This is a genomic window from Bradyrhizobium sp. 6(2017) (assembly GCF_011058295.2).
GTDB lineage: Bacteria > Pseudomonadota > Alphaproteobacteria > Rhizobiales > Xanthobacteraceae > Bradyrhizobium > Bradyrhizobium septentrionale.
This window is the reverse complement of the sequence record NZ_CP049289.2, coordinates 8,016,507-8,040,373: the sequence shown is the minus strand read 5'-3', so window position 1 is coordinate 8,040,373 and position 23,867 is coordinate 8,016,507. Positions and strand designations below refer to the sequence as shown.

At 60.1% G+C, this 23,867-nt stretch carries 17 protein-coding genes and 5 pseudogenes; 7 read left to right on the top strand and 15 right to left on the bottom strand.

Annotation, left to right across the window (positions count from 1 at the left end):
* Positions 1–170 precede the first annotated feature (170 nt).
* Positions 171–1,136: a TauD/TfdA dioxygenase family protein gene (locus tag G6P99_RS38220; RefSeq protein ID WP_051346740.1), complete on the bottom strand. Its 966-nt coding sequence runs from the start codon at positions 1,134–1,136 to the stop codon at positions 171–173.
* A gap of 187 nt (positions 1,137–1,323) precedes the next feature.
* Positions 1,324–1,924: pseudogene (locus tag G6P99_RS38215) on the bottom strand (helix-turn-helix domain-containing protein); the annotation flags it as partial.
* 781 nt (positions 1,925–2,705) lie between these two features.
* On the opposite strand from G6P99_RS38215, the pseudogene G6P99_RS38210 reads away from it, so the two are divergent.
* Positions 2,706–2,952, top strand: a pseudogene (locus tag G6P99_RS38210) (IS256 family transposase); the annotation flags it as partial.
* Positions 2,953–3,548: 596 nt separating this feature from the next.
* On the opposite strand, the pseudogene tnpC reads toward G6P99_RS38210, so the two are convergent.
* From tnpC to tnpA, 3 genes and pseudogenes are all read right to left on the bottom strand, one after another.
* Positions 3,549–4,722, bottom strand: a pseudogene (gene tnpC / locus G6P99_RS38205) (IS66 family transposase); the annotation flags it as partial.
* Positions 4,723–4,844: 122 nt separating this feature from the next.
* Positions 4,845–5,171: an IS66 family insertion sequence element accessory protein TnpB gene (gene tnpB / locus G6P99_RS38200; protein ID WP_165129146.1), complete on the bottom strand. Its 327-nt coding sequence runs from the start codon at positions 5,169–5,171 to the stop codon at positions 4,845–4,847.
* Positions 5,172–5,197: 26 nt separating this feature from the next.
* On the bottom strand, positions 5,198–5,602 hold the full coding sequence (gene tnpA / locus G6P99_RS38195; protein WP_246709418.1) for an IS66-like element accessory protein TnpA: 405 nt from the start codon (positions 5,600–5,602) through the stop codon (positions 5,198–5,200).
* 114 nt (positions 5,603–5,716) lie between these two features.
* Here tnpA and G6P99_RS38190 point away from each other — a divergent pair.
* A pseudogene (locus G6P99_RS38190) lies at positions 5,717–5,881 on the top strand (IS3 family transposase); the annotation flags it as partial.
* A 118-nt stretch (positions 5,882–5,999) separates the two neighbouring features.
* The gene (locus G6P99_RS38185; protein ID WP_224496923.1) at positions 6,000–7,148 is read left to right on the top strand and encodes an acyltransferase family protein; all 1,149 of its coding nucleotides are present in this window, start codon (positions 6,000–6,002) and stop codon (positions 7,146–7,148) included.
* On the opposite strand, the gene G6P99_RS38180 is transcribed toward G6P99_RS38185, so the two are convergent.
* The 7 genes from G6P99_RS38180 to G6P99_RS38150 form a co-directional block, all read right to left on the bottom strand.
* A complete protein-coding gene (locus G6P99_RS38180) occupies positions 7,127–7,384 on the bottom strand; it encodes a VOC family protein (protein WP_165125871.1) in 258 nt (85 codons plus the stop codon). The genes G6P99_RS38185 and G6P99_RS38180 overlap by 22 nt on opposite strands.
* A 54-nt stretch (positions 7,385–7,438) precedes the next feature.
* The gene (locus G6P99_RS38175; RefSeq protein ID WP_051346798.1) at positions 7,439–8,125 is read right to left on the bottom strand and encodes a serine O-acetyltransferase; all 687 of its coding nucleotides are present in this window, start codon (positions 8,123–8,125) and stop codon (positions 7,439–7,441) included.
* A 146-nt stretch (positions 8,126–8,271) separates the two neighbouring features.
* Entirely contained in the window at positions 8,272–9,564 is a 1,293-nt protein-coding gene (gene glyA / locus G6P99_RS38170) for a serine hydroxymethyltransferase (protein ID WP_165125868.1), read from the bottom strand.
* 76 nt (positions 9,565–9,640) lie between these two features.
* On the bottom strand, positions 9,641–10,435 hold the full coding sequence (locus tag G6P99_RS38165) for an amino acid ABC transporter ATP-binding protein (RefSeq protein ID WP_051346800.1): 795 nt from the start codon (positions 10,433–10,435) through the stop codon (positions 9,641–9,643).
* Positions 10,432–11,565: an amino acid ABC transporter permease gene (locus G6P99_RS38160; RefSeq protein WP_029084901.1), complete on the bottom strand. Its 1,134-nt coding sequence runs from the start codon at positions 11,563–11,565 to the stop codon at positions 10,432–10,434. The genes G6P99_RS38165 and G6P99_RS38160 overlap by 4 nt, the downstream gene beginning before the upstream one ends.
* Positions 11,565–12,761, bottom strand: a complete 1,197-nt coding sequence (locus tag G6P99_RS38155) for an ABC transporter permease subunit (RefSeq protein ID WP_165125865.1) — start codon at positions 12,759–12,761, stop codon at positions 11,565–11,567. Before G6P99_RS38155 ends, G6P99_RS38160 begins: the two co-directional genes overlap by 1 nt.
* Positions 12,762–12,817: 56 nt before the next feature.
* Positions 12,818–13,849, bottom strand: coding sequence for a transporter substrate-binding domain-containing protein (locus G6P99_RS38150; protein WP_029084903.1), 1,032 nt, complete (start codon positions 13,847–13,849; stop codon positions 12,818–12,820).
* A 346-nt stretch (positions 13,850–14,195) separates the two neighbouring features.
* Between G6P99_RS38150 and G6P99_RS38145 the strand changes: the two genes are divergently transcribed.
* Positions 14,196–15,146: a LysR family transcriptional regulator gene (locus G6P99_RS38145; RefSeq protein WP_051346801.1), complete on the top strand. Its 951-nt coding sequence runs from the start codon at positions 14,196–14,198 to the stop codon at positions 15,144–15,146.
* A 164-nt stretch (positions 15,147–15,310) separates the two neighbouring features.
* The gene (locus G6P99_RS38140; RefSeq protein WP_051346802.1) at positions 15,311–15,433 is read left to right on the top strand and encodes a transposase; all 123 of its coding nucleotides are present in this window, start codon (positions 15,311–15,313) and stop codon (positions 15,431–15,433) included.
* Positions 15,434–16,029: 596 nt separating this feature from the next.
* On the opposite strand, the pseudogene G6P99_RS38130 reads toward G6P99_RS38140, so the two are convergent.
* The 3 genes and pseudogenes from G6P99_RS38130 to G6P99_RS38120 all read right to left on the bottom strand — a co-directional run.
* A pseudogene (locus tag G6P99_RS38130) lies at positions 16,030–16,416 on the bottom strand (transposase); the annotation flags it as partial.
* Positions 16,417–16,540: 124 nt separating this feature from the next.
* Positions 16,541–18,157, bottom strand: coding sequence for a putative bifunctional diguanylate cyclase/phosphodiesterase (locus G6P99_RS38125; RefSeq protein WP_165125862.1), 1,617 nt, complete (start codon positions 18,155–18,157; stop codon positions 16,541–16,543).
* Positions 18,158–18,435: 278 nt separating this feature from the next.
* Positions 18,436–19,836 carry a GGDEF domain-containing protein gene (locus tag G6P99_RS38120; RefSeq protein WP_275949030.1) on the bottom strand — a complete coding sequence of 467 codons (1,401 nt, stop codon included), beginning with the start codon at positions 19,834–19,836 and terminating at the stop codon, positions 18,436–18,438.
* Positions 19,837–20,855: 1,019 nt separating this feature from the next.
* On the opposite strand from G6P99_RS38120, the gene G6P99_RS38115 reads away from it, so the two are divergent.
* Both G6P99_RS38115 and G6P99_RS38110 read left to right on the top strand, forming a co-directional pair.
* A complete protein-coding gene (locus G6P99_RS38115; RefSeq protein WP_165125859.1) occupies positions 20,856–22,112 on the top strand; it encodes an IS256 family transposase in 1,257 nt (418 codons plus the stop codon).
* 291 nt (positions 22,113–22,403) lie between these two features.
* A complete protein-coding gene (locus G6P99_RS38110; protein ID WP_165125856.1) occupies positions 22,404–23,747 on the top strand; it encodes an IS1380 family transposase in 1,344 nt (447 codons plus the stop codon).
* Positions 23,748–23,867 lie beyond the last annotated feature (120 nt).

The window sequence follows — 23,867 nt, the reverse complement described above, 5'->3', positions numbered from 1 at the left end:
TCTGCTCCAACTGTATCGACAGAGGCTCCGATTTGGAGCTCGAGCGATCCATACGGCAACTTTTCACGGTGACTACTCTTGGAACAACGACGTATGGGGCGCGTGCGCTGGACCTCAGACGAATTCAGCGGGAGCAGTCAACCAGTGGGACTCAGCGGGAACAGCTCCGTTCAGCCAGGCTCGCTCGATTGTCCAGCTTGGAGTATGATGGGCGGTATCGAGGGCGGCTGCTTGCTGATCTTGAGCCGCGTTATGCTGCGCCGGCCGTCGACGCTTACGGGCACGTCGCCATCGATCGTGGCCCGGCGCATGACGCGATGATGATCGCCATAATCGTTGACCGCGTAGTGCAACGTTGCGCGGTTGTCCCATATCGCGACGTCGCCCTCCGTCCAGTTCCAACGCACGGTGTTCTCGGCTGCAGTGATATGATATTGGAATAAATCGAACAGTTTCTGACCGTCATATTTGGGAATGTCGACAAACCGCTGTACCAACGCGCCGAGCAATAGCGTGCGTTCACTGGTCTCGGGGTGGACGCGGACGAGAGGATGCTCGGTCTCAAAGATGGTTCTGGTGAAGACATCGTCAAAATGCTTCTTGTCGACTTCGCGGACACGGGCCATTCCGGCGTAATCGAAGAGGTTGCTGTGAACGGCCCAGAGGCCGTCGGCAAGCCGTTGTAGCGGAGGCGGCAGATCGAGATACGCGGCTGCTGTATTCGACCACAGCGTATCGCCGCCGAACGATGGGATTACAACGGCTCGTAGAACCAGAATCTTCGGATATGCGTCGGCAAAGGTCCCATCTGCGTGCCATATGTCAGCGCGACCTCCGCCGCGGGTGGAGTCGAGCTCAAGGAGCGACGCAGTTCCGTTGGCAGCACCGAGCATCGGGTGCGGTACCAGCTTTCCGAACCGAGCTGCAAAGCGCTCCTGCCCAGCATCATCAAGGTGGCTCTGGTTACGGAAGAAGATCACCTTGTGCTCGAGTAACAGGCCACTGATCGCAGCGATGATCTGGGTCGGCAAATCGCCCGTGAGCCTCAGATCTTTGATTTCGGCACCGATGCGCGCTGCGCGTTTCACAACGTTGCCGCGCGGAATGACATCATCGATCAAAGGTGTTGCACTCATCGTGACATATCTCCCACGTCTGGTCGTCGCTTCCCTCGTCCCAGCCAGTGAATGATCCACAGCAAGCATTGTGCCAGGCGAAGGGACCGCGCCCCGGGCGGCCATGTACGACACGGACACTAAAGGATTGGAATATTTGGCGCGAGCCGGCCAGGGACTGAGCTCAGGCGCAACTATGCCGCTTCTAATCGTGGCTCTGGCCGGGCAATGCGCGGCCGTTGAGCAACTTCGGATGCTCCAAGGCGTGGATCGAGCGCTTCTCGTCCACGCATAGCGCCTTCGCTGGCGGGGCGACGTAAAGGCCGACGACATCGGCAGCTTTGGCCGCAACGTTCGGGTCATTGCTCTCCCACCAGGACTGCGAGCCGCGAGGTCAATCTTGTGGTTGTGCAGGACCGCCAGACATATTGGACATCAACATCGCCCAGCGCCTCGGCCAGCAGAGGGCGGGTGGTCCAGCGCGCAAACCCTTGCGCGGGGCGCCTTATCCAGCAGCTTGAGAATCCGCTTGTCGGTCGTCTTCGTATAGATCGCAGCTTGCCGGGCCGCGGCTTGTCTTGCAGCCCTTCAAGACGTTGCTCGGCATAGCGATGCCGCCAAAGGCTGACAATCCGCGGCTAGACCCCGACTTCCTTGGCGATCGACCGGGGGCCGCGTCCGGCCGCCGCCAACAGAAGTATCCGCGCTCGCTTCAAATCACGCTGCAATGTCACCGGTGAGGGGCAACAGGTTTCAGGCACCTTGCGATCTTTCCTCGAAAAGCGGACTTCTCTTGCTTCGGGTATTATCTCGCTTGAATCACGACTCTCGTTCCACGAAAAGTGGGTGCTAGGGTGAGCAGGGGTTGATCGAGGCGGGTGTAGAGAGCCTTTCGTTCGAGCAGCACAAGAAAGCCTGTTCAATCGAGATCGCGCAGAGTCATCGACGGGGAATACACCTCAGTTGATAAGCGGTCCAATCGACATGTGAAAGCGGCAGTCGTGACGCCGTCACGGCGACTTCAACGCCTCATCGATCCAGTGCCGCGGCATCCTTGTAAGCAGATCAACGTCCCCGGGTGTGCCAAGATACTGTGCTCCAACGGTTTCGCGGCCGATTGGCTCGGCCGGCTTTGCCGGAGCTTGCGCTCGCCACGCCGGGCCGCGGCAGAAGCGGTTGTCAAGAGTCCAAGCCGCGCCGAGCGTCGAAGCTTCTATGGGTGTACCGCGCAAGGCGGAAGCGCGCTGTTTGGAGCTTGGAGGGCCTGCGAGAAGAAGGGAGGCGGGCCGTTGTCCAAGACGCTGCAAATCTGCTACTGGCGGGGCGAAGAGCGGCATGATGAGGGCGCGCTGCGCGGTTTACGGAATGTGGAGCGCGTCATGGTCGAGTAGGTTGCAGCTTGGAACAGCAGCGGCGTTGAAGAGGCTGAACAGGTTTCTGGACAATTGCTGAATCGATGATCCGATAAGGTCATCCATTTCGCAAGTGGATCGACCGGATGGGCTATGGGCGAAAGTTGGTGACAGCATGAAGAGGTAAGGCGGCGTATCGTGGTGGTGTTCGAAGCCTCCAGTTTCCATCGAAGGCGCCGTGACCGACACTAACGGTTTTCAATTTTCCCAGCCAGGAAGCTTCGCGGACCCGCTTACCGAGGTTTTTCGCAGCGGCGCGCGAGCGCTGCTGATGCAGGCCGTGGAGGCCGAAGTGGCGGCTTTGCTCGGCAGGCACGCCGCAGGTTACCGATGATGGCCGCCAACGGCTGGTGCGCCACGGCCATCTGCCCGAGCGAGAGATCATAACTGGCATCGGCTCGGTAGCGGTGCGCTGCTCGCGGATATCTGTCGTACTCACAGTTACGCAGAAGAGTGACCGTCGACGCGTGGTCGATGAAGGCTCCGCGCGTCCAGCTCAAATTGTCTTCAGGTCTTTCACTCCGTGGTTGACGCTTGCTCTTCAGGAGCGATGCGATGCGCCTCATGCGGCGGCACCGGCCGAAATCAAGTCGAGGTGTCCTGCAAACCTACAACTCAATAGGGTCCGAGTTCAGGACGGTGATGCGTCTGGGCAACTGTTGTCGACTAGTTCAAAAATGTCACGCCAAGTCGGCGCGCATCACGCCAAACTACCTGGCATATCGTATCGACGTCCGCGCTTGGAACGCGCAGCCCAAAAGCTGCGGGCATGAAACGCGCGTCAGGCGTCTGAACGATTGCGGAGGATGCCGTGAGGTGGCGGACCTTGCAGCGCATTGGACTGCCATCAACCAAGATCTGTCCTGCGCAGACAATGCTTTTCCGCTCATTCGACATATTCCGCCCTCCCCAATATAGCACCTGCACTTTTGTGCCGGCGACTTCCGCCTCAAATAAGGCCAGACCATGGTGTCACGCTACTCTCGGCGTCTCTTTTTCAATCCCAGCCAACTTTGCCAACGTCCCATCGTGTGTCCACAATTCTCCACCCGGCGTGCTTCGTGTCGTGGCTAATCAGCGGGAGCTTTGCCCGGAGCCACCGCTCGAAGGCTTCCGCCAGTGGTCGACTTTTCTGTTGCCGAACGAGGCAGCGCTCCTCAGCGCTGCGGCCACGGATCTCCTTCTCGATGGCATAGAACTCGGCGATATGCTTGAGCGCCTCGCTCGCAATGGGCGCGGCGCCAGGAGCGGCAAGTTCGTAGAAGTTACGCCGCATGTGCGACCAGCAGAATGCAAGCTGAACGTCGCCACGCTCAGCGAGCTTGCCATAACCGGCGTAGCCATCGACCTGCAGGATCCCCTTGAAGCCCGCCAGGTGGGCGATCGGTCGGTCGGCCTTGCGATCGGGGGCATAGACATAAACGACGCCCGGCGGATCGGCACCGCCCCATGGCCGGTCGTCCGCCGCATAGGCCCAGAGCTGGCCGGTCTTGGTACGCCCACGGCCAGGATCGAGCACCGGCATCGTTGTCGGCGAACAGCTTTGGCCGTCGCCTGAGCTTGCCGAGGAGGCGCTCATGCAACGGACGCAGGTGGAAGGCTGCTTGTCCCACCCAGTCCGCCAGCGTCGAACGATCGAGCTCAATGCCCTGGCGGGCGTAAATCTGAGCCTGCCGATAGAGCGGCAGGTGATCGGCATATTTGGACACCAGAACCTGGGCGACGGTTGCTTCGGTCGGCAGTCCGCCCTCGATCAACCGGGCCGGGGCCGGCGCCTGCATGACACCGTCCTCGCAAGCGCGGCAGGCGTATTTGGGACGCCGGGTAACGAGGATCCGGAACTGCGCCGGGACCAGGTCCAGCCGCTCGCTTCTATCCTCGCCGATCCGATGTAACTCGCCCTGGCAGCAGGGACAGGTCTTGTCCTCGATGTCGACGACGACTTCGATCCGCGGCAGGTGCGCCGGCAAGGCGCCACGGTTGACGCGGCGCCTACCGGCTTGCACCTCACGGCCTTCAGGTGCGCTGACGTCCTGCGCCGTCTCGCCGTACGCTGCCACCTGCTCGACGTCTTCCAGGCCCAGCAGCATCTGATCTTCAGGCAGCGTCTCTGCCCGCCGGCCAAACCGATGCCGCTGCAATTCCTTGATGATCTGACGCAGCCGTTCGCTCTCGCACCGCTCCGCAAGCAGCATCGCTTTCAGCGTCTCGGGATCGTCAGGCAGGGCGTCGCTCACACCCAATTCAGAGCATATTCGCCGCCAACTGGCGACGCGTCCGACGCTCCTGATTCACTTCGCCGCAGCACCGCCAACAACTATCCCGCTTGTGTTGGCGCCGGCGTCGCCCGTGCTTCATGCACAAGCCGCCAGTCGAGCCCCTCCAGCAGCGCCGACAATTGCGCCGCCGACAGACGCATCACACCGTCCTCGATCTTCGGCCAGCGGAAGATTCCATCCTCCAGCCTCTTGGCGAACAGACACAAACCCGTTCCGTCCCAGAACACCAGCTTGATCCGATCCGCCCGCTTGGCCCTGAACACATAGACAGCTCCCGAGAATGGGTCAGCCCCCATGCTCTCGCGCACCAGGGTAGCAAGCCCCTCCATTCCCTTGCGGAAGTCTACCGGTTTAGTCGCCACCATCACCCGGACCGCACCCAACGGACCGATCACTGGCTCGCCTTCAGCGCCTGGACGATCGACGCAATCATTGTTGGGTCGGCACCACGACCGGCCCGGATCGTGATGCCGTCAACTTCGATCTCGATGATCCCGGAATCCGTCTTGGCCTTGCAGCGCACCGCTTTGCGCTCACGGCCAACAGCGGGCGCCGGCACTACGGCATCCACCACCGCCGGCACAAACTGTACTTCTTCCACTTCGGAATGACCGCCCGCAGCTTCTCGCAACTGACGGCGCCAGCCAAACAACTGCTGCGGCGACAATCCATGCCGTCGCGCTACCGAACAGACCGAGTCGCCGCTCGCAACGATCTCCGCAACAATCCGCGCCTTGTCCTCGTCGCTCCACTTCCGCCGACGGCCGGCTCCAGTGAAGACCTCAAGCCGCCTCACCGGCTCCGTGATAGCACTATGCTCTGTGTCCATTCTAAGCCTAACGGTTCAAACAAACCGCAGACTCGCAGATCGCCCCGTCAACCGGTCGGTGGCCGCTGAACAGCGCTTACGCTCGAAGCACACCTTGCCGACTTCATTAACGCTTACAACTACGCTCGGCGGCTGAAGACCCTGAAGGGCCTCACGCCCTACGAATACATCTGCAAAGCCTGGACAAAAGAGCCCGAACGATTCACCCTCAATCCGCTCCAGCAAATGCCGGGACTAAACACCTAAAGCAGTTGACGGTGCTCAGCCGTGTAGCGGCACACGGTATATGCAAGTATATGCAAGTATATGCAAGTATATGCAAAGAAAATGCGACAGATGCGTTAATAGAATCGCAGAATCTTAGATGTCGAACGCGATGCTCAAATCCAGCTACGACCTCCCGAATTTACCGCGCCCCCCAACGCCTTTCCCGAAGACCCCGGGTCGCTGGCTGCCAAAAGAGGTCGCGCGACTGAGCATTCTTGACGGCATGCGGGGAATTGCTGCCATCTGCGTCGCCTTTTTACACTTTTATGAACCCTTTCAGTTCGGTCCTCAGAACTGGATTCCTCGCGGTTATCTCGCTGTAGATTTTTTCTTTTGCTTGTCAGGGTATGTAATGGCATTTGCCTACGACCCTTCTCGCGTAGAATTGTCACCCACAGAACTTATTAAACGGCGTCTGATACGACTGCATCCGCTGGTCGTAATTGGCTCCTTGTTGGGCTTCGTTGTGGCTGTACTCGGACGATTCTATGCGCCTGTGGCTGCCGCATTATTCAATTTTAGTGTCACGGAGTTTTTTATTCTCCTCACCTCCAGCGCACTTCTATTGCCGCACCTATTTCTCAGCGATCCCAGCTTTCCTATTTTTCCTTTAGTCGCTCCCGCCTGGTCATTGCTTTGCGAGTATGTGGCGAGCCTAACGTTTGCTCTTTTTCTGCGCCAACTATCGCTTCGATGGTTGCTAGCGATGCTCGCCTTCGCCGCGGTTGCAACGGCATACACGTGCTACGATTTCGGAAGCCTAAACGGCGGTTACGACCGCAGAACCTTCTGGATTGGCTTTGTACGGGTAGGTTTTTCATTTATCGCGGGCGTTGTTGCTTACCGTATTGGCAGGCAACCGCTGTTGCCACGGGCAGCATATTACCTTCCACTTATCCTGCTTGCGACCTTCTTTTGGCCCTTCCTTTGGAAGCCCTACGATTTCCTGATCGTCACAATCGTATATCCGCTCCTTGTTTGGCTGGGCGCTAATGCAATCGGGAGTCCGTCGATCAACCGTTTTAGCGAGTTTATCGGAGATCTTTCATATCCGCTTTATATGACCCACTACGTTCTACTCATGCTATTGTTCGGCGGAACTTCGGCAGGTTGGGTTGCGCAGAATCATGCAGCGCTAGCGGTACCAACCATGACTCTAGTGGCAATCGCTTTTAGCTTTCTTGTTAAGCGATATCTCGACGAACCGATCCGAGCCACTTTGCATCACAGATCAATTGAGCACTGATCTGCCTTTCCTTCCCGTTCGTGTAACTGATCACGGATGTAGCGGCCGAAGCTGAATCCATCGACCGCATGTTGATCGATCAAGGTCTCGTCATAAAGGCTCATAAGTTCGATAGAGCAAACATCGAACTGAACGAACTGCATGCACGTCCCCCATGGATGCCTGCCGAGGGGGCGTGGTGCGAAGCCAAGCGCTGCACAACGGTCTGACGTCGAGGCCAGATCACGGACGAGCAAAAGAGGATGGTCGATGCCAGAAGGCGGTCATGATAGCTCCGGATGGGGACCTGCTCAAAAGCCCGAGAACGACGTGGTGGAACGAGGTTTCTGGCGGGCAGGAACCCCAGCGACGGTCGTTCCAGGCGCAACGGGGGTCAGAACGATCGAACCGGCCGCGACGACGCTTCCCTCGCCGATATCGATTCCGCCCAGGATGATCGTGCCGGCGCCGATCGTGCATCCACGCCGCAAGCGGGGATGGCGGCGGTCGCTGCTATCCTTCAGGGTGCTGCCGGGCGTGACGCCATGCCAGATGCTGACATCGTCCTCAATCTCCGCAGTCTCCCCGACAACGAAACCCAGACCGTGATCCAGCCAGACTCCGCGGCCGAATACCGCTCCGGGATGAATGTCGGTCGCGAAGGCTTGACCGAAGATCGTCTTCGTTGCTAGTGCGAGCTCTTTTCTACCTCCACGCCAGAGCGCATGTGCCACCCTATGCGCGAGGACGGCGTGAATGCCTCTTGAGAACAACAGGGTCTCAATTTCTCCGCCCGGCTCGAAATTTCGCACCGTCGTGACCGCGACGTCGATCATCGACGCGCGCGGCACGTCGGGATCTCGTCGGAACACTTCCGTTGCAGTCGTCAGGACAGCCCGCCTCGCCTGAGGTTCCTGAACGGCGTTGGCAAGCACTGCTGCCATGAGGTCCCTAGCGTACGACATGGAGCCGAGGTCGAGCGACAGAACGTCGAACACCGACGCCTCCCGGCCCGCCAGGTCCCAGCCTTGGCTGAGAAGGCGGCTGCCCTCGGGATCAAAAGAGCCGGAGACGTCAGATTTGTCGGTTGCGGCGATACTCAGATCTATTGCTCCCGCGCCGGGATAGCGGTCAGCGCACTGTGTCAGTCGATGAAGGAAGGAACGGGGTGAGTGGCGGCGAGCTGCCGCAGCGTCTCGAGACGCGCCCGATCCAGCGGGGCGCCTGGTCCGGCGGCAAAGATCAATGCCAGCTCTTGGCCGATCTGCGAAAAATCATCCATGCCGAGGCCGCGAATCGTCAGGCCCACGGTTCCGAGACGGAAGGCCGTGCGTGGTTTTCCTGAGCGGTCAGGCGCCCGCATGGCATTTCCCAGGATGCCATACTCGCCGAGCTTCGCGACCAGTTCCGCTTGCGTCCAGAGCTCGCCGGTAAACGCCATGACCATGTGCGAGTCGGTGCCGCCGGTGTATAGGACCACCCCGCCCTCTTCGAGGCCCGCCGCCAGAGCCTTCGCATTCGCAAGGACGTTACGCATGAGTTCGGCGAAGGCCGGGCGGGTGATCATCTCCATCTGAACGGCCCTGGCGGCGATCAGATTCGCCGCTGCCGGCCCCTGCAGGCCAGGGAATATCGCGGCGTCGATTTCGGCGCCGAAGCGATTCTTGGCGAAGACGAATGCGCCATTCCGCGGTCCGCAGAGCGTCTTCTGCGTCGAGGTCGTCGAAACGTCCGAAAAAGGAACCGGATTAGCGTGCAGGCCGGCCGCAATCAGCCCCGCCACGTGCGCGATGTCAGTGAACAGGAGCGCGCCCACTTCATCGGCGATGGCGCGCAAGGCCGCAAAGTCGATTTCCCGAGGATAGGACGATGGACCGGCAATCAGGATATGCGGTCGCGTCTTGCGCGCCATGTCCCGAGCGTGATCGAGGTCCACCATGCCAGACGGCGTGACGCCGAAGGATGTGACCTCGCGATTAGAGCCGGTGATATGACGCATTGCCCCATGGCTAACGTGGCCGCCCGCAAGCTCGTCGAACATCAGCAGCCGCGCCCCGTCCTCTCGAACAACCGCGCGCAACACCGCTATGTTGGCAATGGTCGAAGAGAGCGCCTGTACATTCGCGTATTCGGCGGCGAACACGGCTTTGGCCCGCTCGGTCGCGAGAACCTCGATCGCGTCAAGATGTTCGCAATTCGCGACAATTCTTCGGCCGGGTAAGCCAATTGCAGCGCGATTGACGAGATGGGTCCCCTCAATCTGCCGAAGTCCCAGCGGGCAATAGGACACGGAGGCGATCAGGTTCAGCGACCGCACCTCGAGCGCGCGGTCATCTCCAATTAGCTCAACGACATCGGCGCCGAGTTGTGCCGCATCGGCGGAGAAGATGCCTTGCCAGCCGCTGTCGTTCGGTTGGGTCGACAATCTCTTGTTCATCGCTCTCGTCATTATGTCACCTTTTCGGTTTGGTCAGTTAGGCTCGACGGGCACCGCCGCGAACATTTTTCGCGCACTAGTGCCGCAAGACACGGGACAGGAAGGTACGGGTTCTCTCGTGTGACGGACGGTCGAAAATCGCGCTCGGCGTCCCGATCTCGAGAATCCGACCGTAATCGATGTAGACGACCCGATCTGCGACCTCGCGAGCAAAGCCCATCTCATGAGTCACAATCATCATCGTCATGCCTTCTCTTGCAAGTTCTCGCATGACGTCGAGGACTTCTCCGACCATCTCGGGGTCGAGGGCGGATGTCGGTTCGTCGAACAGCATGATGTGGGGTTCCATCGCCAGCGATCGCGCAATCGCGACGCGCTGCTGCTGGCCGCCCGACAGTTGCCCGGGAAACTTGTGGGCATGATCGCGCAAGCCCACCCGCTCTAACAGACGCAAGCCTGTTGCACGGGCTTCGGCAGGCGTTTTCTTACGGACGCGAACGGGGGCGATCGCAACGTTGTCGATCGCGCTCATATGCGGAAAAAGGTTGAACTGCTGGAACACCATGCCCACCCCTTTGCGGATATTGGCGAGCTCCTTCTCTCCACCGATCTCCCGGTCGGCTTCAGTCGGCATGTCGAAGCCGTCAACCCGCAATCGGCCGCTTTGGTACATCTCCAGACCGTTGACACACCGGATGAGCGTGGATTTGCCTGATCCGCTCGCACCGATGATGACGACGACCTCGCCTCGCGCCACCTCAAGATCGACGTCCTTGAGTACATGGAATAAGCCAAAGGATTTGTTCAAACGCGAAAGGGTGACGATGCTGTCTGTCGACCCAACCGAAGGCTGCTGTTGGTTAGCGCTCATCGCGCCCCCCTTGCGAGATAGGCTTCGAGCCGGCGCGAGGCGTAGGTGATCGTCGCACCGACGGTGAAATAAACCGCGAGCAGGAAGACGTAGATCTCGTAGATCCGTCCGCTGTTCTGCGGATCGGCAAGGATCATCTGACCGGCGCGTAGAAAATCTGTAAGGCCGATGATGAAGACCAGCGTGGCTCCGTTAAAAATGTCCAGAACCTGACCGACCAGCGCAGGAACAACCACGCGTAAGGCTTGTGGAAGGACAATGTCGACGTTGATGGTCCAGGTGCTCATCCCAAGCGAATTAGCCGCTTCGACCTGACCTTTGGGAAGTGCCTGCAGTCCACTGCGAACGTACTCCGCGACATAGGCGGCGTAGAACAGCGCAAAACCCGCCATGCCACGAAGAAGGCTTGGAACTGACGTGTTCGGCGCGAGAAGTGGAACCACGATCCAGATCCAGTAGACTACGAGGATCAGGGGGACGGACCGCATGATCTCGATATAGGCCGTGCAGATCACGCGCAGGCTCGCGATACGGCTCTGACGGCCGAATGCGAGGAGGATGCCAAAAGGTAGCGTCAGAACCGAAGTTGTGAGCGTCAGGATGACGCTCAGCAGCAACCCGCCCCACGTCTCCAGCCCCGGAGGCGAAAAGACGAAGAAGATCGCCGCTAAACCGAGCAACATTGCCGGCGCAGCCAGTCGCCGCGCTCGAACGGACAGGGAGACCGCTTGCCACACGCCGACGCCGATCCAGGCACTGGCCGTGATGAGCGCCCCATGCGCGGCTCCCACGCTGAAGGAAGCAATAATTCCGGCGGCGGCGCCTAGAATGGCGAGAACCGCCAGAAGACGTCGCGGCGGCTGCATGGAGAGACCGAGACCAGCGCCGAGCATCGCGGAAAGCACGGTCACGGAGAACCATGCGCGCCATAGTTGGTCAACAGGATAGATGCCGACCATCAGCACCCGCATGCTGCCGGTCAGCACATGCCAGCGGGCATCGACGAGCACCCATTTTGCGAAAGCGTAGATGACCCATGCCGAGATCGGGATAACGAAGACAGATAGCACCGCGTCGAACGGTTTGGCGAAGAGGTTGCGGTGAACCCACCGCAGCGCGACGACGTTCATCACGAGCCTCCTCGCGCGTTCGCTCGCGCATTGATCAAGTTCATGCAGGCACTGATGATCCAGCTCAAGACGAGATAGGTCAGCATCACGATGATGACGCCTTCCAGATTGCGCCCGGTCTGGTTTGAGACCGTGCCGGAGACGTTGAAGAGGTCCGGATACCCGATCGCGATGCCAAGAGAGGTATCCTTGGTCAGGCTGATGTAGCGATTGGCGAACGAGGGCAGGACAACCCGGAAGACCTGTGGAAGGATGATGTCGCGCAGCGTGTGCGACCTGGACAGGCCGAGCGCCGCGGAGGCTTCCCATTGCCCCTTCGGCAGCGCATCAATCGCGCCACGAACGATTTCCGCGACATAGGCCGAGCTATTCACCACGATGGCGAGAAGGATCGCGGTCATTTCCGGCGTCAGCACCGTTCCGCCGTTCGCTCCGAAACGCGTCGCGACCGGCAGGTCGAGGGCAAGTGGAAAGCCAACGATGATGGATCCGGTCACAGCTGCGGCCGAAGCGGCACACAGCGCGGCCTTCGTGGCTCTATGACCTACGAACAGCGCTGCGAACGCGGCCCCAAAGCCGCAAACAAGTAGGCTCCACGAAACGGGAGAGGCAACGTCCGAAACGGCGATTCCCGGCAGGAAAACTCCAGAGCGGCTCGCGATCAGGCCGCCAAACCAGCTGGAAGCGGCGTCGGCTGGCGGAAAGCGGAGGACCACCGCGAAATACCAAAACACGATCTGAATGAGCAGCGGCGTGTTGCGTACGCACTCCACCAGCCCGAAAGAGAGATTTCGGACGAGCCAGTTCGTCGACAGGCGGCCGATCCCGACGATGGTCCCGAATGCGGTGCTGAGAAGAATGGCGGAGAGTGTCACCTTGAGCGTGTTGCCCAAGCCAGCGAGAAGAGCCTGCGCATTGGTGTCCGTGGAGGAAAACGGCCTGAGGATGGGGCGCAGGCCTTCGAAGGCTATCACGACGCCCTCACTGAGACTGATCCCCGCCGAATTCCAGAGATAGCCGAAGGAAAACTGGATGCCCTTCTGCGCAAGCGCGTGACGGACGGAACACCCGAACCAGACAACCAGAGCGACCGCGACGCCGACGATTGCGGCCTGCTGCAGATAGCGCCTGGTCAGCAGCAGAAGCCGATGACGAGGTGGACCGGAGAAGGGTATGTCCGTCGTTTGGATCGACATGGGGTTGGCATCCCTTGGACAGGCGCAAGCCCGAAGGCTTGCGCCTGAGGCCTGACTCAATTCCAGGGGGGCGAGTATTCGGCTCCGCCCTTCGTCCAGGACGCGTTGGGGGTGCCGGCGCGGTCGATGAAATAGGGCGTCGTTGGTCCGAGATTTCGGTCGTAGATTTCGCCGTAGTTGCCGACCGCCTTCACCATCGTCGCGATGAAATCGTCGGCCACTCCGAAGTCCTTTCCGAAGCCGCCCTTCACACCGAGGAACTTCTGGATGAAGGGATTCTCGTCCTTCAGTTTATCGGCGATATTCACCGACGTAATGTCCCACTCTTCTGCCTGGAAAAGGGCGTACGTCACCCAGCGCAGCAGGTTGCGCCACCTGGAATTGTTGGCGGCCACGAAGCCGGCAAACGGCGACTTATCGAGGGTCTCCGGCAGAATCACGTAGTCGGCCGGCTTGGCCGAATTTCCTCGCCATGCAGCGAGCGCGGACTTGTCTGTTGACATCGCATTACAACGCCCACCTTCGAGCGCGCCAAACAGCTTCTCTAGGTTCTCAAAAGTGAGGACCTTCGTGTTTTTGAAGCCACGTTGTCTGATGGTTCCGGCGAGCGTGCTTTCGGTACCGGAGCCCTGGGTCGTGCAGATCGTCGCGCCGTCTAGCTCCGCTACCGACTTCACGCCGGAGGCAACCTTCACCATGACGCCGGTGCCGTCGTAGAAACTGATCGGCAGGAAATCGATACCGATGGCTGACTCGCGCACCGGCTTGACCGTGGTGTGTGCGAAGACGACGTCGACCTGGCCGGTCTGTAGAGCGTTGAACCGACTCTTGTCGGTCACGACTACGAAGTTGACCTTCGCGGCGTCGCCGAGCACAGCGGCCGCCATCGCCCGACAAAAATCCACGTCGAGGCCTTCCATCTTGCCAGTCTTCGTATTGAGGTAGCCGAAGCCCGGCGCGGTGTTGTCCGTACCGCAGTTCAGGATGCCGCGTTGCTTGACTGTGTCCAGCACGGCGGCCGAAGCAGCGCTCACCCAAAGGCTTGCAGCCGCGGTTAGCCCAGCGGCAAGAAGTTTCCCGTATTTCATGACGCAATTCCCCTGCTATTCGTTAGGTCATCGATCGAACCCGGCAACGAAATCGCGCCCTATCTCCTGCCGGATGGGTTTGTTCCCGCATGGAACCATGCGAAAATTTTCTTCCACGAGTTGCGAATTCGAGATCGCCGTGGTTCCTCGAGCTCGGTCCGCTACCGTCGCCTCACGGAAGCTTCAGCCTGATAGCCAAATTCCGTCGTGATCAAGGGGAAAGGGGCGCCCCTCTCACAATGAGCAGGCTAGGCGCAACTATGAATACAGGTCTACTTAATTAACATTGACATATACGTTAGAGAAATTGCATGATTAAGGACTGAGCAAAACCCGAGTTCACCGCATGGACTTTGCCCGCCTGCGCACACTTCGCGAGCTGTCACTGCGAAAAACAATGGCATCGGTGGCCGACGCCTTGTTTATCTCGCCCTCCGCTGTCTCTCAGCAGATTGCTTTGCTCGAGGACGAAGTTGGGATTGAGCTTGTCGAGCGCCGCGGGCGAGGCGTCCGCCTGACTCCCGCAGGCGAGCGCCTCACCGAACATGCAGGAAGGGTGATCGGCATCCTGGAGGAAGCCAAGACCGACCTGGCGGAACTCAAGCGCACCGTTGCGGGAGAGCTGCGCGTTTCGGCTTTTCCATCGGTGGCAGCGTCATTGATTCCTCGGACGATGCGGGCCATGGCCAATCGCTTTCCAGACCTTGCGACGACCTTCGACGAACTTGAGCCAATGGACGGCCTAGCCGCTCTCCGCGCCTGGCAGACGGACGTCGCCATCGTGGATGATTTGACGACCGCGCCAGGAATTCCCGAGGCGACGGTTGAAATGCTTCATCTGCTCGATGACAGCCTCCACGTCCTACTTCCCGAAGGCCACCCGCTCGCGGATCGCCCGTATGCCACCTTGCGTGAACTGAGCGAAGAGAAATGGGCGCTCGACACGGCCTCGATCACCTATTCCAATGTCATTGTCAAAGCCTGTAGGGACACTGGCTTCGATCCCGTCATTAATGGGCACTGTCACGGCTTCGAAGTGGTGCGCGCCTTGATCGAGGCCGGATGCTCGATTTCGATCATTCCAGGCCTTCGGGGCCGCGACTACGTTGGAAAGCTCTGTCTGAAGGAGATCAGGCCGACCATCGCGCGAAAAATTTTCGTGGCGTACCGGCGTGGCGAGAAGCGCAACCCCGCAATAGCCGCCTGCATTTCAGAGCTTCAGACGGTTGTCAGCTCGCTTCCGTCAGCGAGTTGGCTCGTTTCCGCAGATCGAGTCGTTCAGACACTCGCAGACTAGGCAGGCTGCGTAAATTGTCGGCCGATCTCGCGTCGAGATAGATCCGCTCTTGGCGCATGAAAACCTCCTTTAAGGACGGAAGATAGCTCCGGCGGACGGAATCGGACGCCTATGGCGTCCTGATCATCCGCGAATGTGAGATTCGTGTTCGCTAAAGCCGACTCTTGAAACTCGCTGCCCGTGTCGTCGAGACCACGAGCCGCATTCGCCTTGCGTTTGCCGCGGCCTGTCCCGAAGCCGACCTGATCCGCGGCTTGCCAGGCGCGCTGCTGCCGCTCGGTCCTTGACCGGCGGGGCGTGCGCCCCCCGTTCGCCCAACCTACACCTCAAGCGCGTTGCGAAGTACCGGTCGTCGGGCGGTGAAAAGCCGAAGGCAATCCCGCGCGCCTCGTCAGAGCCGATGTGCGGCCACATCTAGCGGACTAAAAAAGCACTCTCACGAATAGGACGGGCTAGCGAGACTGACCACCTTGCCCCCCGAGAGGCTCAATTCTCAAGGGTGCGAGCAAAGAGTATCGCGGAGAAGGACTGCACCGCACCTACCTGGATTGGTGGCAGCCGAATCCCACCATTGGTCTATGCTGGTCCTTCAGGACTTGCAGATTTAGGAGAGATTAGGAGAGACGAGAATGGCTAAACGCGCACGCATTCGCTACGTCAGAGCGGCGAGGATTCTTGCCGCGAATCAGGAGCGAAGATGACGAAGAGGAGTCGCCGGACGCATTCTCCGGCACCGCTTATTGGCTGATGCTGACCGTGCGCGACGCGATTCCCAAAGTCCGGGAATTGGCCACTGCCGAGTTCGCGACGCTGCGTCTTCGGCTTCATTCACGGCAAGGTGGCTTTGGCGGCCGTGAAGGGGGAGAAGACGTTGGCCGAGCTGGCGCAACTGTTTGATGTCCATCCGAACCAGTCTGTCGCCGAGCCGCTTGCGCCAATGGCTCAGGTCCGAGCGCTCGTGCGGGAATGCGTGCTGGAAGAACTCTTCGCCAGTGAAGTACTGGAAATACGGGTCGTGGACCCAGCGTTCGCATACCCCCTCATCGGACAGCCCGTAAATGCGCTTGAGCAACAACAGCCCGATCACGAAGCGGGTCTCAATCCCCGGCCGGCCGTTCTCGCTGTAGAGCGGCGCGATCTCGCCGTCGATCCAGTCCCAATCGATCTTGCCGGTGAGCCGGACCAGCTCGTGCTTCAGATTGATGATCTGGTCGAGCCGCGCCCGGAAAAGATCGTTCGCTCCCGTCGTTTTGTGCTTCTTCGGCCGCATCGTGCCCTCCGATGCGGACAGGGAATCATGCTTCGCCCGTCGAGGAATCTCGAAAACGAAATTGCAAGCTTCCGATGCACAAAACACCAAAACCTTGCAATCTCAGAACGTCATTCCAGCCAAATTACGATTCCAGATCAGTCGCCTGGAAGCTTCTTAACGGGCGACTAAGCAGCGCGGGGATACCGGCGGCCGGGACGGCATCACTGAACAGATAACCTTGTCCTTCTGCGCAACCATTGGCCACCAGATAGGCCAGCTGGCCTGCGTCTTCGACACCCTCGGCCGTGGCCGTCAAACCAAATCCATTTGCAAGGCCAAGGATAGCACGAACGATCACCTGGCTGTCGGTACTGTCGTCGAGATGCGACACGAAGCTGCGGTCTATCTTGATCTTGTCGAGACGAAACGAAAGCAGCTGGCTAAGCGTAGCATAACCCGTACCGAAATCATCGAGCGCGATGCGGACGCCGGCTTGACGGAGTTCATCCATCACGGTCTTCGCAACCCCGGTCTTTTCCACGAACGCGCTCTCCGTAATTTCAATCTCCAGGCGGCTCGGACTGACCCCGGTTTGCCCAAGGATCGATAGAATGCGCTGTCCAAGCGCGGGGTCACGCAACTGAATCGGCGAAATATTGAAGGCAAGCGTAAACATCTCCGGCCACACATTGGCATCAAAACAGGCGCGGCGAAAAAGCTGATCGCCAAGCGCGTTGATGAGGCCAGTTTCTTCTGCAATCGGAATAAACACGTCGGGCGGAATATGCCCAAAAGTCCGGTTTTCCCAACGCGCCAGGGCCTCGAACCCGATGATGCAATTACTTTTGAGCGAAACGAACGGCTGGTAGTGCGGCTCGATAATATCGGCCGTTATCGCGCTGCGAAGCTCTCGCTCGATCTGGATGCGCCGCTCGACATGCATGTCCATCTCTGGTTCGAAAAAGCGAACACACGACCTGCCATCGCCTTGTGCGCGATAAAGTGCACGTTCTGCGCGCCTGACCAATTCGTGGAGATTGACGCCGTCAATCGGAGCGATGGCGATGCCAATTCCAACACCAAGCTCGGCTGACCCCGTCTCGATCGCGAAAGTGTCGCCGGCGGACGCCACAATACGGCGCGCCAGATTGGTGGGATCCTCAAAGGAGCTAATGTCTGGCATGACAATCCCGAATTCGTCGCCTCCGATCCTCGCCAGGACGCCATCCGTGCGCAAGACGTCGGCGAGCCTGTTGGCAAATTCGCAAAGCGCCTTGTCCCCCGCTGCGTGGCCATGCGCGTCCTTGATTCTCTTGAAGCCCCTAAGGCCAAGCATCAGAACGGCCACCTGGTGGGTGTCGCCGGCGAGGCCAAGGCACGCATCAAGTTTTTCATCAAACAGGCGACGGTTAGGCAGGCCGGTCAATGGATCATGTCGCGCCAGATCGCGCGCTTCTGCTTCTGCAATGGTTCGTGCTTTGGTTTCTCGGGCGAGATCTCGATAGCGGCGAACACTAAAGATTGTCAGCGCAACGCTCAGAAAGAATGCGACAAACATCATGAATACGATGGCGTCGAGTGCCGAATCCGCATAGCCCCGTCCCAGCTGAAACAAACGAGGGCCAATCTCATAAACATGCGCCAAGATCGAAGCAAGAACGACGCCCCCAAAGAGAGCGATGAAATCCCTTGTGGCAGAACTACGCCAATCGAACCAATCGGCGCGCAATACGCGCGATCGTGGATTTGACAAACTCATCACAGTCGAACCTTCGCTGACGCCGGTTATTCCAGCAAGCTCTTACAAGTGGCATAAATGCACACTTAACACCAGGTTTTGTGCGGCGCGCCTGCTCAACCAGCTTCGGCGCGAACCTTGCGACCGCGAAGCCATTGTCCGGCTCGCGGCGTTGATGGATAAAGAGACTCGCTCGACCGCGTAAAGCAAGATGCGATCTACGTGGTTCGCCGCCGCGATTCCCGGTCACGACCACGTTGCTCGTGCAGCCTTAGGCTAAGCGCGCGAATGAACGAAGCCTACGCGGCAATCACACGATTGCGACCTTCATGTTTTGCGCGATAGAGCCGCTGATCTGCGACGTTCAGCAATCCGTCAAGCGTGTCTCCATCGCGCCCGAGCTCCGACACCCCAACACTGATGGTGACGCAGACCGACGGTCGGGCTTCGACGTCGAATGCAGTGCCTTCAATCGTCGATCGTAGGCGCTCGGCTACCGCGCAAGCCGTGTCGAGCGTCGCTCCCGGCAGCAAGACCATGAATTCTTCACCGCCCACGCGCGCGACAGAGTCATAAGGGCGAATTGCCTCCAGACACTTTCGCACAAATGCGCGGAGCACCTCATCGCCGACGCTGTGACCACGTGAGTCATTGATATCCTTGAAATGGTCGAGATCGAGCGACAGCAGAGATAATGGAGCACCGGTTCGTTTGGCCCGCGCGATCTCGGCGCCGATATGCTCGAGGAAGTGTCGCCGATTTCCGGCGCCGGTCAGTGGGTCGGTGGCGGCAAGACGCTCTAACATTTGATTGCTCACTTGAACTTGTTGTAGTGCCCTTTGAGTGTCGGCCATCGACTCGGCCAGGCGGGCCATCATTTCTTCCTGGCTATAGATTGTCGAGAAGGATTGCGTCGTTCGGAGCGCCTGGACAACGCCATAGCTGAGCAGGAAGAACCCGCCCGCAAAGATCGCGTGGGCGAGCCACCACATATGATTCCACGGCGCCGCCAGAATGAATGCGAGCGACGATAGCGCAAACCACCCGACCGAAATGCCGAAAACGAGCATGAGCGGCGAGTGAATCCGTCGCATGAACATGACCGCGACGTTCAGCGCGCTGAACACCATTGCGCCGCCCTCCATGGACAAGCGTACCGCGGGGTGTCCCGCATAGGGGGAGTAGGCGATCAAGGCGACGGCTATATCCATCGTCAGGAATAAGCCGATCCAGATCAGCCATGCGCGCGGATCCGAACGCTTGTCTGACGGCTGGTTGTAGCAGAGCAGCCCAACGAAGAGCAGAATCGACATCGCGAGACGCGACGCTGGCCCATAGAGCAGAAACAGCCAAATATTGCGGTGTGCCATCTCGGTGAAGGCGCCGTGCGGCGAATAGACCAGCACGAAGCCGAGAAAACCCAGCGTCAACCAACGCAACAGAGGTTCGCCTGAAGACCGGTAGCAACGCCACGTCACATAGGTGACGAACAGCCCTTCGAGGGTGGCGACGGCAATCGCGAATTCATGAAACAGGTGATTCTCGAATTTTAGCGTGGGATCCTGCTGGAAATACAGATAGGCAATGAACTGGGCGGGCATAAGGGCAAAGGCGATGAGGAGAAGGCTCATATACGCCTGTGTCACCAGCCGGAGCGCGTTGCTCGGTTCGTGTACCGCAAGATTGGTGCTCATATGCATATACCGCCTCCCATGATGACGTGCGGTCGTTTCATAGCCTCTTGGGGTCCCGAGGGATACTCTGTCCCAGAGCACCTTCGGTCCTTGTGTACTACCCAGATGAAGGAACCAGGATGCGTCGCGGCCGGAAGGCCATTTAACAATTCGGCGCCCGCGATCACCGCTGCACGGGAGTGGACGGAGGCATGAGCTTGAGCTTTCCGTCCATCTGGGGCACCCCGTCGAGCAGGCGGCGGCGCCGACAGGGTCGGCCTTGTCGTTCAGCAGATTATTCCGGCTCCTGCCGCGAGTTGTCACGGTCTGCGAGGCGCTCGAAAACGCCCATCGAAAGACAAGGAAATCACGATCCCGTTGAGGAAAGGAGTCTGCGTATTACCGTACTCAACCGTCTGCCTGCCGCCCGCCGGTAGTGCCGCCGCCACAATCGGTCCGTTACTGGTTCGGCTCCGAGTCAACACGCGTAATGAGCAAAATCGTAAGCGTCAGCCCGCTTTGATTGACGAGGTTCTCGTAGGCCATCTGCGATCTCCTTCGTATGGGATGTCCCCGTACTGCGCGACCGGGGCCGTTAGGTTACCTAAGCTTGTTGAGTTAGCCGCCTGCCAAACCTTGTAGGTTCCCTAACGCAACCTGTGAGATTGGCTTGCGGCAAGGAGGAATTACTCGATCCGTCCCGGATGACGGACGAAGAGATGTCCGACGGACAAAGTAATCGCTGGTCCAGCTCTATCGGGCGCGCGGCCAGCAGCGTCGCCCATGTCCGGAGCCTCTCCTGACGCGGCGTGTCCGCCCCAAGTGTAAATAAGCCCCAGAATGCGCCCCCGGGGCGACGTGAGGCCACCTATTGATCTGGTTCGTGACTTTGGAAGATAGCGGGAGGCCGATCGGCGCCGATCCGGACCCCATCGTGAACGAATTTCGGGGATGTCCCGGGTTCTGTTGAATTTCTGAAGAGGTCGGCGTTGCCCACCTTGAGCCGGTAGGCTCGGGGTGCTGATTCCACAAAGGAGAGCAACGCCATGACGAGAGATATCACACCGGCTGGTTGGCCGGCGACCGGGGCGGTGGACGAAGCGTTTGCGGAAGTGCGGGCGAGCTTCGATCGGTTCTGCCTTGCAGCAGGGATCGAGGCGCTCGGCACGATGATGGAGGCGGATGTGACGGCGGCCTGCGGGCCGCGCCACGGTCGCGATGCGGCGCGGCGGGCGCACCGTTGGGGCCGAACGCAGGGACGGATCGGTTTCCACGGCGGCAAGATCGAGGTCGAGCGCCCGCGGGTCCGGGGCGTGGATGGCGGCGAGGTCACGATCCCGAGCTGGGAAACGGCGGCGCAGGAGGACTGGCTCGGTCGCTGGGCGATGAACCTGATGCTGATCAATGTATCGACGCGCCGGTTCGGCCGCGCTGTCCGGCTGCCCGAAGGTCACGTGCCGGCACCGCCCGGACCGGGGGTTTCGAAGTCGGCGGCCTCGCGGAGGTTCGTAGCGCTGTCGGCGGCGCGGCTGGCTGACTTCATGGCTGCCGATCTGTCCGCGCTCGACCTTCTGGTGGTCCAAATCGACGGGATGCATCTCGGCGACGATCTCGTGCTGGTCGCCGCGATCGGGGTTGACGGCGAAGGCAACAAGCATCCGCTGGCGCTGGTGGAAGGGGCGACCCAGAATGCCGCAACGGTTCAGGCCCTGCTGGACAACCTGGTCTCGCGCGGGCTCGACCCGACGGTGCCAACACTGTTCATCGCCGACGGCGTGAAAGCGTTGTCGAAGGCGATCCGCCGCACCTTCGGTTCGGCCGCTGCGATCCAGCGCTGCCAGATCCACAAGGCGCGCAACATCATGGAACGCCTGCCGAAAGATCGGGTGCTGCGCCAGGCCTGGGAGCTCGATGACGCCGACAAGGCTGAAAAATTGATCCGCAATCTCGCGCGTCGACTCGACCAGCAATGCCCCGGCGTAGCGGCCAGCATCCTCGAAGGCCTCGACGAAATCCTGACTGTCGTCCGGTTGAAGCTGCCGAAGGAGCTTCGTCGATCGCTCGCTTGTACCAACATCGCCGAGAACATGATGGGCACCATTCGCCGCGTCACGCGCAACGCCGAACGCTGGCGGGATGCCGGTATGGCGTTGCGATGGGGCGCGGCCGGCATGATCGAGGCCAACAAGGGCTTCCGACGATTGAAGGCGCATAAGCAATTGTCGGTTCTGCGTGCGGCCCTTCAAGCTCACCACGATCGCATGACGATCAAGCTCGTTGCCCACGTCTCGAGGGCCGCGTAACATTCATTCCGGCAACGTCGGCCCGACCTAGTTCAACACCAATCGGGACATCCCCGACCTATTCCGCTTGCTCTCGCAATTCCGGGTGCTACACCTGCAGCCAAGCTGTTACATTGGGTGTGTCAAGATTGTCTGGATCCACGCTACCTCACGTCCACAGGTCAACTAGCCCGTCTTATTCGTCAGAGGGCGCCTGAGAGGCTGGCGAGCGTGGTGTAAAGCGCTGATGCGGCGTAGGATTCGGTTGCAAAGCCAACCCCATCACCTTCAGCCGCGAACACCACGCCCGCCATGACCGATGATACGATTCCGCCCTTCTCGTTTCCAGCCGTTCACGCCAAGAAAGTCACAGCTGCCTTCGAAGGCGGTCGGCTGACCTCGAACGGGGGCGTGATGCTTCTGGCGATGGCCGAGCGGCGTCTCGGCTTGGCCGACAATTTGGCCCGGGTGTTCCCGGATCGGCGCGATCCGACGCGGGTCGTGCACAGCCTTGTCGATATGTTCCGCGCGCGCATGTTCGCGATCTGCTGCGGCTACGAGGACGCCGACGACCTCGATCATCTGCGGTCCGATCCCGCATTCAAGCTGGCCTGCGGACGGCTGCCGGAGACGGGTCGCGATCTGTGTTCCCAACCGACGCTGTCGCGGCTGGAGAATGCTCCGCGCCTGCGCGACGTGATCCGACTGACCTACACTTTGGTCGATGCATGGATGGATAGCTACCCGCGCGAGCCGGCATCCGTCACGCTTGACATCGATGATACCTGCGATGTCGTCCACGGCCATCAGCAGCTCTCGCTGTTCAACGCTCATTATGACGAACGCTGCTTCCTGCCGATCCACGTCTACGACACGGAGAAGAGCCGGCCCGTGGCGGTCGTGCTGCGGCCCGGCAAGACGCCGGGCGGCGTCGAGGTGCGTGCCCATCTGCGCCGCCTGATCCGGCATATCCGGACGCGGTGGCACAACACGCGAATTACGTTCCGTGGCGACGGGCGCTATGCTCGGCCGGAGGCAATGGCGTGGTGCGAGACCAACGGCATCGACTACATCTTCGGTCTGTCCGGCACCAAGCCGCTCGCCAGAAAACTCGACGAGGCCGCCGACGACATCCGCACGCGACGCGCCATCGAGAACCTGCCGGTTCTGCGTGGCTATACCGAGACGCGCCACAAGGCAAAGTCCTGGGATCGCGAACGACGCACCGTCGCCCGTATTGAGGCGACAATGCTCGGCCTCGACATCCGCTTCGTCGTCACCAGCCTCGATGTCGGCTCGGCCGAGTGGATCTACGACAGCCTGTATTGCGCGCGCGGCCAAGCCGAGAATCTGATCAAGCTGCATAAGACACAGCTCGCCTCCGATCGCACCAGCTGCCGTTCGGCGCTCGCCAATCAAGTCCGCCTCGTTCTCCACACCGCCGCTTATTGGCTGATGCTGACCGTGCGCGACGCGATTCCCAAAGCCCGGGAATTGGCCACAGCCGAGTTCGCGACGCTGCGTCTTCGGCTCTTGAAACTCGCTGCCCGTGTCGTCGAGACCACGAGCCGCATTCGCCTTGCGTTTGCCGCGGCATGTCCCGAAGCCGACCTGATCCGCGGCTTGCCAGGCGCGCTGCTGCCGCTCGGTCCTTGACCGGCGGGGCGTCCGCCCCCCGTTCGCCCAACCTACACCCCAAGCGCGTTGCAAAGTACGGGTCGTCAGGCGGTGAAAAGCCGAAGGCAATCCCGCGCGCCTCGTCAGAGCAGATGTGCG

Bases quoted from the DNA above. Each gene is read 5' to 3' on its own strand.
- G6P99_RS38220 (WP_051346740.1), bottom strand. From the start codon at position 1,136: ATGAGTGCAACACCTTTGATCGATGATGTCATTCCGCGCGGCAACGTT.
- tnpB (WP_165129146.1), bottom strand. From the start codon at position 5,171: ATGGTGGCGACTAAACCGGTAGACTTCCGCAAGGGAATGGAGGGGCTT.
- G6P99_RS38185 (WP_224496923.1), top strand. From the start codon at position 6,000: ATGTCGAACGCGATGCTCAAATCCAGCTACGACCTCCCGAATTTACCG.
- glyA (WP_165125868.1), bottom strand. From the start codon at position 9,564: ATGAACAAGAGATTGTCGACCCAACCGAACGACAGCGGCTGGCAAGGC.
- G6P99_RS38165 (WP_051346800.1), bottom strand. From the start codon at position 10,435: ATGAGCGCTAACCAACAGCAGCCTTCGGTTGGGTCGACAGACAGCATC.
- G6P99_RS38160 (WP_029084901.1), bottom strand. From the start codon at position 11,565: ATGAACGTCGTCGCGCTGCGGTGGGTTCACCGCAACCTCTTCGCCAAA.
- G6P99_RS38155 (WP_165125865.1), bottom strand. From the start codon at position 12,761: ATGTCGATCCAAACGACGGACATACCCTTCTCCGGTCCACCTCGTCAT.
- G6P99_RS38150 (WP_029084903.1), bottom strand. From the start codon at position 13,849: ATGAAATACGGGAAACTTCTTGCCGCTGGGCTAACCGCGGCTGCAAGC.
- G6P99_RS38145 (WP_051346801.1), top strand. From the start codon at position 14,196: ATGGACTTTGCCCGCCTGCGCACACTTCGCGAGCTGTCACTGCGAAAA.
- G6P99_RS38125 (WP_165125862.1), bottom strand. From the start codon at position 18,157: ATGAGTTTGTCAAATCCACGATCGCGCGTATTGCGCGCCGATTGGTTC.
- G6P99_RS38120 (WP_275949030.1), bottom strand. From the start codon at position 19,836: ATGCATATGAGCACCAATCTTGCGGTACACGAACCGAGCAACGCGCTC.
- G6P99_RS38115 (WP_165125859.1), top strand. From the start codon at position 20,856: ATGACGAGAGATATCACACCGGCTGGTTGGCCGGCGACCGGGGCGGTG.
- G6P99_RS38110 (WP_165125856.1), top strand. From the start codon at position 22,404: ATGACCGATGATACGATTCCGCCCTTCTCGTTTCCAGCCGTTCACGCC.